Annotated in this window: 1 pseudogene; it reads right to left on the bottom strand. The window is 63.5% G+C overall.

What is annotated here, in order from left to right:
- Positions 1-266 (bottom strand): annotated as a pseudogene (locus V0R37_RS22330) (hypothetical protein); the annotation flags it as partial.

The raw sequence follows: 266 nt of genomic DNA, 5'->3' as shown, positions 1-266 counted from the left end.
CTTTCAGCCTGGGCAGTCAGTGCGGCAAGATCCGGCGGTATCTTTTCCGCCAGCTGGGTTTGGTAATTCTCTAGCGCGCCCTCAAGCTCGGCCAAGCGGCGTTGATACGCCTCCACCCGATGCGTCAGCTCGTGCCGCTGGGCATCATTCAGTTGGGCAGCCTGATATTCCGCCTCATCAGCAAAGGGGCTAGCCTGCAGCGCGGCCTGCCACTCGGCGCGAGCCTGCTGAAGCGACTGCTCGCTACGCTCGACCCGCTCGTTCGC

The organism is Pollutimonas rozaliensis (genome assembly GCF_048751585.1).
Taxonomy (GTDB): Bacteria; Pseudomonadota; Gammaproteobacteria; order Burkholderiales; family Burkholderiaceae_B.
The sequence above is the reverse complement of the archived record's forward strand: the minus strand, read 5'-3'. Positions and strand labels throughout refer to the sequence as shown.